7 protein-coding genes and 1 pseudogene are annotated in these 6,784 nt (G+C 61.8%); 4 read left to right on the top strand and 4 right to left on the bottom strand.

What is annotated here, in order from left to right; translation table 11 throughout:
- On the top strand, window positions 1-888 hold an 888-nt coding region (locus ELI80_RS13665; RefSeq protein WP_500048777.1), incomplete at its 5' end, for a PDDEXK family nuclease.
- Between the two features lie 383 nt (window positions 889-1,271).
- Here ELI80_RS13665 and ELI80_RS13660 read toward each other — a convergent pair.
- A pseudogene (locus tag ELI80_RS13660) lies at window positions 1,272-1,820 on the bottom strand (HAD-IC family P-type ATPase); the annotation flags it as partial.
- Window positions 1,821-1,907: 87 nt separating this feature from the next.
- Between ELI80_RS13660 and ELI80_RS13655 the strand changes: the two are divergent.
- On the top strand, window positions 1,908-2,450 hold the full coding sequence (locus ELI80_RS13655; protein WP_328592254.1) for a transposase: 543 nt from the start codon (window positions 1,908-1,910) through the stop codon (window positions 2,448-2,450).
- Between the two features lie 304 nt (window positions 2,451-2,754).
- On the opposite strand, the gene ELI80_RS13650 is transcribed toward ELI80_RS13655, so the two are convergent.
- Window positions 2,755-3,792 carry an FUSC family protein gene (locus ELI80_RS13650; protein WP_036732773.1) on the bottom strand — a complete coding sequence of 346 codons (1,038 nt, stop codon included), beginning with the start codon at window positions 3,790-3,792 and terminating at the stop codon, window positions 2,755-2,757.
- Between the two features lie 9 nt (window positions 3,793-3,801).
- Window positions 3,802-5,040 carry an HlyD family secretion protein gene (locus ELI80_RS13645; protein ID WP_081969108.1) on the bottom strand — a complete coding sequence of 413 codons (1,239 nt, stop codon included), beginning with the start codon at window positions 5,038-5,040 and terminating at the stop codon, window positions 3,802-3,804.
- Window positions 5,041-5,157: 117 nt separating this feature from the next.
- Between ELI80_RS13645 and ELI80_RS13640 the strand changes: the two genes are divergently transcribed.
- Window positions 5,158-5,583, top strand: coding sequence for a MarR family winged helix-turn-helix transcriptional regulator (locus ELI80_RS13640; protein WP_161596482.1), 426 nt, complete (start codon window positions 5,158-5,160; stop codon window positions 5,581-5,583).
- Between the two features lie 287 nt (window positions 5,584-5,870).
- Here ELI80_RS13640 and ELI80_RS13635 read toward each other — a convergent pair whose 3' ends face one another.
- Window positions 5,871-6,569, bottom strand: coding sequence for a hypothetical protein (locus tag ELI80_RS13635; RefSeq protein ID WP_036732777.1), 699 nt, complete (start codon window positions 6,567-6,569; stop codon window positions 5,871-5,873).
- A gap of 45 nt (window positions 6,570-6,614) precedes the next feature.
- On the opposite strand from ELI80_RS13635, the gene ELI80_RS13630 reads away from it, so the two are divergent.
- Window positions 6,615-6,776: a helix-turn-helix domain-containing protein gene (locus tag ELI80_RS13630; protein WP_136652530.1), complete on the top strand. Its 162-nt coding sequence runs from the start codon at window positions 6,615-6,617 to the stop codon at window positions 6,774-6,776.
- Window positions 6,777-6,784: the final 8 nt, after the last annotated feature.

The raw sequence follows: 6,784 nt of genomic DNA, 5'->3' as shown, positions 1-6,784 counted from the left end.
TCATGCACTAAGATTACAAACGGACCACCTCAGGGGGGCAGGCCAGTTGAGCTGACCCCTCTAACAACACCTGACGGGACATTGGCGGCATTCGGACCGGGTGAACGCCCGATCCTCTCGTTGAAGGACTGGCGCGCCCGGTTTCGCGATCAGCAGGTTGCATTCAGGCTGGCACGTGAGATCTGCGACCGCTGGCTCTCGGACAACGGCGCCGAAGCAGTTCCGGTTCAACAGCTTTTCCCAAAGGTCGCGTTCGCAGCAAAGCGCTTCCTTGCAGAGAAGCTCGATCGAAAGGGCGACAGTCGTCCGTGCGACGTGCTGCTGGTCGGAGAATACATGCAGGCTGCGATTGGCTCTCTCTTGGAAGCCATCAAGAAGGGATCGGCAACGGGCGGCGGCGAGGTTGCCATCATTCCACAAGGTGCCGCCGGTAGGGGAAGCACGCTCTACGTCGATTTCCACACGACGAAGCCGATCTACCCAGTCACGAGGTGTCATCTGAACGCGATGGTGGCTGACACGAAGAAGTGGGAGCAAAGTGCCGCCTTCCTTCTCGACAGCCATCCGGGCGTGAAGAGGTGGGTCAAGAATGACCGGCTGGGGTTCACGATCCCCTACCGGAATCGTGGTCTGCTTTCGCGCTACATCCCCGATTTCATCGTTGTCACGGATCTAGACGAAAACGTCATCGTAGAGATCAAGGGCCAAGTCACGGACGACGCAGATGCTAAGGCGAAGGCAGCTGATCGATGGGTGGAAGCCGTTAATCGCCTCGGTGAGCACGGTGCATGGAAATACCTGTTGGTGGAGGATCCGGGGCGGCTGGGCATCCAGATGAACGCGTTTGCTCAAAACACGTGGGAAGAAGGGCCATTTCAGCTTTCCTAGACCAACGCTGAACGGACGAGCGAATTCTACCGACCATTGGCCGCACAGTGGTTAGTTGGATTTCCGTTCCTTTCCACGAACGCCACTGGCATCGAAGTGTTTAGGTTGGGCTCCAATTTTACCTCTGCTTTTCAGCAGCTTGCAGGCTCTGCACCAAATCCGCGCAGTCGAGAGGTCCGGAGAATATCGACCCCGAGAGACCACTTCCGGGCCGCCTGGCGCCGACGCCGGTGTTCAGCCCATCCCGCATAACCCTCGAAAACAACGGAAAAATCTGGCCGCAGCCGGATCGCGAGAACGCTTTCGCGGGGGCAAGTGGCGGAGGGGATGGGCCTGATATCCAACCTTCTCCATGTCGGAAACGAGTTGGAGAGTCGTCGCGTTCAACCGGCGCGCCGCGGGATCTTCCTGCGGTAGGCATGCCGTTGGACGGGAGCAACGATGCTGGCGGCCGTCGCGACCTGATCTCGTGACGTTGGCTTGGCTTTGCCGCGCCTGATAGGGTCCCTCAGCAAGCGCAGGCCGTTGAGCACCACCAGAACCGTTCCGCCTTCGCGACCGATCACGGCGAGCGGTAGGGGAAGCTCGAAGAACAGGCCGCCCGTGACAAGGATCGCCATCGCACCCATGGCGAAGGCGAGGTTCTGCCGGATGATCCGCGAGGTGCGGCGCGCCAGGCGATGGGCTTCCGCAAGACGCCCCATATCCTCCGAAAGAAGAGCCACGTCCGCCGCCTGCAGTGCGACGTCCGACCCGGCGGCGCCCATAGCGATACCCACATCGGCGCGAGCCAGGGCCGCTGCGTCATTGACGCCATCGCCGACGAAGGCGACCTTGCCGCGGGCAGCCAGTTCGCCAGCCATCCGGACCTTGTCCTCCGGAAGCATGTCGGCGTGGATTTCCTCGGGCCTCAGGCCAAGCTCTTCGCCTATGCCCGTGCGCCGTCATTGGAAAAGGTGATTGCCGCCGGCGCCGATTTCATCGTCCGCTCAGGTTGGCGCACCATACGCATCGTCATTATGGATGGCCATCCGGTCGACTGGAATGCCGTTTATGCGCCGATGCGGATTGGCCAAGTCCGCGAGATCGATGTCTTCATCGAACACTCTGGCCACAAGCAGAAGGGACGCGGCAAGCCTCTGTTTCAGGCAAGGCTCATCATCAAACGGAAAGATGCCGAAGCGGCGGAACGCTCCTTGAAGTCGGCAATAAGTAGACATCAGCGCCGCCGTTCCAGTCAGGTCATGCTGCCGACAACCGTCGCGGCGACGGGGTTCGTCATGTTGCTGACGTCGATCCCGGCAGCCGACATGACGGCTAAAGCCGTTCTGGACGTCTATCGGCTGCGCTGGCAGATCGAACTCGCCTTCAAGCGTCTCAAGAGTGGTCTTGGCATCCACAAGCTTCCGGCCAGGGACGTGCGATTGGCCAGAACCTGGCTGACGGCGCATCTTATCCTGGCGCTGATGATCGAAGAGGCCGTCACCGACGTTCTCGACTCTCCCCCCTGCGACGACGAAACCGTGGTCAACCAGGCCCATGTCGCTGTGGCGGCTGCATAGCCTCCTACGGCATGCGATCCTCACCGTTATCTTGACGGTGCGAACGGCGAGCGAAATCTCGAACAGCTTCGCCGGCATCATGCGCCACATTTGCGATCCACCGAGACGCAGGAAGAACCAGGCTGCTGATGCAAGGAATGCAACCATCCCCTTGACTTAACGCTTGTGGGGCATGGCCTTCCCTTTCGTAGGTAGTTTGCGGAGGGGTGTCAATCAGGCGACAGATCCGGATGACGCTGGACCCGACTGCACCGGGCTGAAGACCTGCACCGATCGCGGGCACGCCGCTATGCTGGCGGGACAATCACGGCTCCGGGACAATCAGCCTGTCATGCGCTTCGTCGCCGATCAACAGGCGTTCGAGGAGGGCTGTCAGGAATGCGGCTCCGACCGCTCCGACAAGCGTGAGCACGATGCGCAGCGTGCTGGCCGAAACCGGGTTCTGCGTCGACAACGCGCCGGCCACGAGCGAGATCATGACCGAGAAAGCGAACTGGTAGACCATCGGCGGATGGGAGCCGTTCATCATCCGGCTCGCGAGAAAGAGACCACCCAGGAACACAAGGATCAGCAGGACGGGAAAGTGCGCCATGTAGTCGAAGGAATAGAGGATGGCGAACGAGATCGCCGCGCCAATCATCGTGGCGAGAGTACGTTCCCACGCCTCGGCATAGAGCTGTTCGCGTGTCGGAAATACCAGCACGAAGACGGCGGCGACGGCGAGCATCAGATTGGCCGCATCGAGAACGGCATAGAGCCAGAACGACAGGAGCAGCAGGACGCCGCCCCGGATGAATGCGCGCAGCACGTGATGGCCTTCGCTGGCCGGCTGGTAGATCTCGACCATCATTTCCTTCGCACGCGGCGGGAACACAGCGTAGAGAAGGGGTATGGCGACAAGGGCGCACAGGCTCGCCTCGATGAAGCCGTCGCGCATGTAGTCCATCATCACGGCGGACGACATGCGCATGACGGACATCAGAACCGCGACGATCGCGACCAGCATGCCGATCGGGTTGCCGGTGCTGAGGATGATGTAATAGGACAGAACGCACAGCGCGCCCGTCAGCGTGATGAGAACCAGCGGCATCGGCCGCGCCAATTCCACCAGCCCGGATATCAAGATCACCATGATGATCATCGCCACAGGCCCGCCGACCGCCTTCTTCGGATCGAACGCCTTGCGCATGCCGGCCATCAGGCCGACGATCAGCGCCGGGGGCAACATCGGCATCGGTGACTGAAGCAGGATCGCCAGGCCGAAGCCGACGACCGCCGCGCTCGACAGCCGGACCGCGAACAGCGGATCGTCATCGACATGCGGGCGCGGTGCGACATACATGGATCGACCTCAATACAGATAGGATAGCCAGGACTGTATCTTGAGAAGTGTCGAGGCCACGCCCGAGATCGGCGTTCCGGTCCCTCCCGCATAGACGACGACGCTGACCTTGGCGCCTGCCTTGACGGTCAATGGCCACGCCTGCATGCCGCCCTCAAGCTCGATGTGGACCGGCATGCGGCGGGCCGGCTCGAACCACTGGTTTTCCGGACGGTTCTGCATCAGGCCGCCGGCCGAGGTGCGGCCCGGATCGATACCCCATGCGATCGAATGGACGCGCCCCCTGAAGGTCTGGCCCGGCATGGCGTCGAACAGGATTTCCACTTCGTCGCCGGGTTCGATGTTGCCGATCTGGTTCTCACGCAGATCGGCGGTGATCCACGCTCCGCGCGAATCGAAGAAGGTCATTACGGGCGAGCCCGCCGCCGCGAACTGACCGATGGCAAGTTGCAGGTTGGTGACGACGCCACGGGTCGGCGCGGTGACGGTCGAATAGAGAAGGTTGAGCTGCGCCTGCTCCAGTTGGAGTTGCGCCGCCATGATCTGCGGATTTGACGCGCCGCCGTCCTTGCCCAGTTGCAGCAGGGCGCTTTGCAGGTCGGCCTCGGCGGCTTCGAGTTGGGCTTCGGCGACACGCAACTCGGCCCTTGCGTTGTCGACCTGCGCCTGGGTCACCACTCCTCGCTCGAAGAGCGACGCGGTCCGGTTGGCGGCGGTGCGCGCGTTCTCGAGACTGGCCCGCGCCTGGGACACGCGTGCCTGAGACGAGGCGATCGCCGCTGCCGAGGCGTCAGTCGCCTGAACGGCCTGCGCCAGACCAACCTCCGCCTGACGGACCGCCAGTTCGAATGGACGGCGGTCGAGCTGGAACAGCGGCTCGTCCTGATCGACGATCGTGTTGTCCTCGACGAAGACTTCGGTCACCTGCCCGGCGACCCTCGGGGCAATCTGCGCAACATAGGCCGACACCGTGCCTCTCGACGAATAGGGCGCGAGCCGGTCCGAGACCGCATACCAACTGACGAACACCGCCAGGACAACCACGAGCAGCGCCGCGATTTTCTTTGCGGGGTTTCCTCGATTTCCGGGCAACGGCTCCGCATTGGGAGCAGCTTCGTCCTCGAGGGTGACGGGAGCCGATTCAGGCTCCGGCTCACTTGCATCTTGCCTGGTGACCAGTGGTGTCGCCGGCGCGTGTTCAACGTCACCGGCATCGTCTCCAGGCTGTGGGGTCCTCTCGGTTGTCATGCGGAACAATCCATCTGGCGCTGTGGGCAAGTCGGCATTATATGTGCTGTCAAGTAACTCTATGGTAGAGCCATATAGATGCAACGGCACGACATGACAAGGGCAGCGGATTCCCGATTGGAAAAGGAGCAACAGTTGCGGCGCGATTTGCGGTCGGTGCTTCGCAAGGTGCTAAGGCTGGACGCCACCGTCGCACGCAGGCTGGGTATCCACGGAACCGATCTCGCTTCGCTGGAATTGCTGGAGACGGCCGACGAGCCGGTGACGCCGACAATGCTGTCGGACTATCTCGGCATCTCGACCGGCTCGGCGACCGCGGCGATCGACCGGCTGGAACGGGCGGGCTTCGTCCGGCGCGTTCCCAACAGCCACGACCGGCGCGGCATCATCATCGAACCCGTAGAGGGCCAGCAGGAGCGGTTGCTTTCGGCATACCATCAGCTCCGGTCGCGCTATGCCGAATTGATCGAAGGCATTTCCGACGACGAACTCGACGTGATCAACCGCTTCCTCAAGGGGATAGAGCGGATAGAACTGTCCTGAAACCCGGATTCGACAGTTTCGCCGCAGATGGAAAGACACGCCGCCGCATGCGCACGCCGGTCTCCCGCGCCGTCGCTTCGAGATCAACGGATTGCGACAGCCGCGTTATCAGAGACTGCCAGTCCGATCAGGGCCTGCCAGTTAATGTTTATGGAATCGGTCGTTCGCATCTGCCCGAGGAATTGCATCATGATTCCAAGTGCCCACCCTTAAGTTAGCGCCTATGGGGATGCCCCCCCCCGCAGCCATCAACAAAAAGCCCGGCGTGGCCGGGCTCGGGCAGTCGATCAGGAGAATCGGATATTGAGGCGATAGCGGCCGCGGCGGTCGGACTGGATCAGCTTGCGCCATTCAGGCTGCGTCTTGAACAGGTCCGACATGCGCGTGCAGGAGGAGCCGGCCTCGGCCAGCACCATCTTCCCATGCCGCCATGGCAATTCGCTCGAGGCGGCATCATGGAGAATGCGCACCACGCGCGCCTGGATCGGCCCGAGCAGGAAGGTCCGTTCGCCCAGAATGATCTCGCTGAACTCGTGGCGTTGCTGGAAGACGGTCTCGGATGTCCGTCTTCTGCCGCCCAGCCCATGCCTGGCCTCGGCGCGATGGCGCTCCTCGCGCCGAACGACCAGTTCTTCCTTATGCACCAGGATCCCGTCCTCGGGCTTCAGCACGACGCAATAGCGATCCTTGGGAGCGTCGAAGTGAGAGACCCGGATCGATCCCTCATGGAACAGGCGGTAGACATCATGGGTGCGAAGATCCTGAAGCCCATGGAATGGCGACCGATCCTCGGGAATGGTGAACCACTGTCTGTCGTCTTCCACCTCGTAGCTGCCCTGCTCGAGGAGGGCGCCATAAAGGCGGACCGAGACCTTCAACAGGCCGTTCTCGGCGAGATAGGCCAGATCGCGTGAGAATGGCGGTGCGAAATTAGTCCACGTTAGCGGCGGCATGGTGCTGCTGCGGGCGGCGTAAAAGTCGTCCACCTTTTCCCTTTCTGCGGCTGCAGGGAGGATGGGAGGATCTACAGCGTGGAACTCTATCTCAAGGTTCGTCAGGCCTGTGCTGCTGGTATGAGCCAGCGTCAGGCGGCGACGGAATTCAACATATCGCCGCGCGACACGGTCGCGAAGATGATGACGTTCTCGGTTCCTCCTGGTCTGCCCCCTGAAAAGTGGTCCTCCCTGAAGTAGGCTTTTGA

This window comes from Paracoccus aeridis, assembly GCF_004923205.2.
GTDB lineage: Bacteria > Pseudomonadota > Alphaproteobacteria > Rhodobacterales > Rhodobacteraceae > Paracoccus > Paracoccus aeridis.
The sequence above is the reverse complement of the archived record's forward strand: the minus strand, read 5'-3'. Positions and strand labels throughout refer to the sequence as shown.

What these genes read in the sequence shown, in the direction of transcription:
- ELI80_RS13650 (WP_036732773.1), bottom strand. Translation starts at nt 3,792, where the DNA reads ATGTATGTCGCACCGCGCCCGCATGTCGATGACGATCCGCTGTTCGCG.
- ELI80_RS13655 (WP_328592254.1), top strand. Translation starts at nt 1,908, where the DNA reads ATGGATGGCCATCCGGTCGACTGGAATGCCGTTTATGCGCCGATGCGG.
- ELI80_RS13645 (WP_081969108.1), bottom strand. Translation starts at nt 5,040, where the DNA reads ATGACAACCGAGAGGACCCCACAGCCTGGAGACGATGCCGGTGACGTT.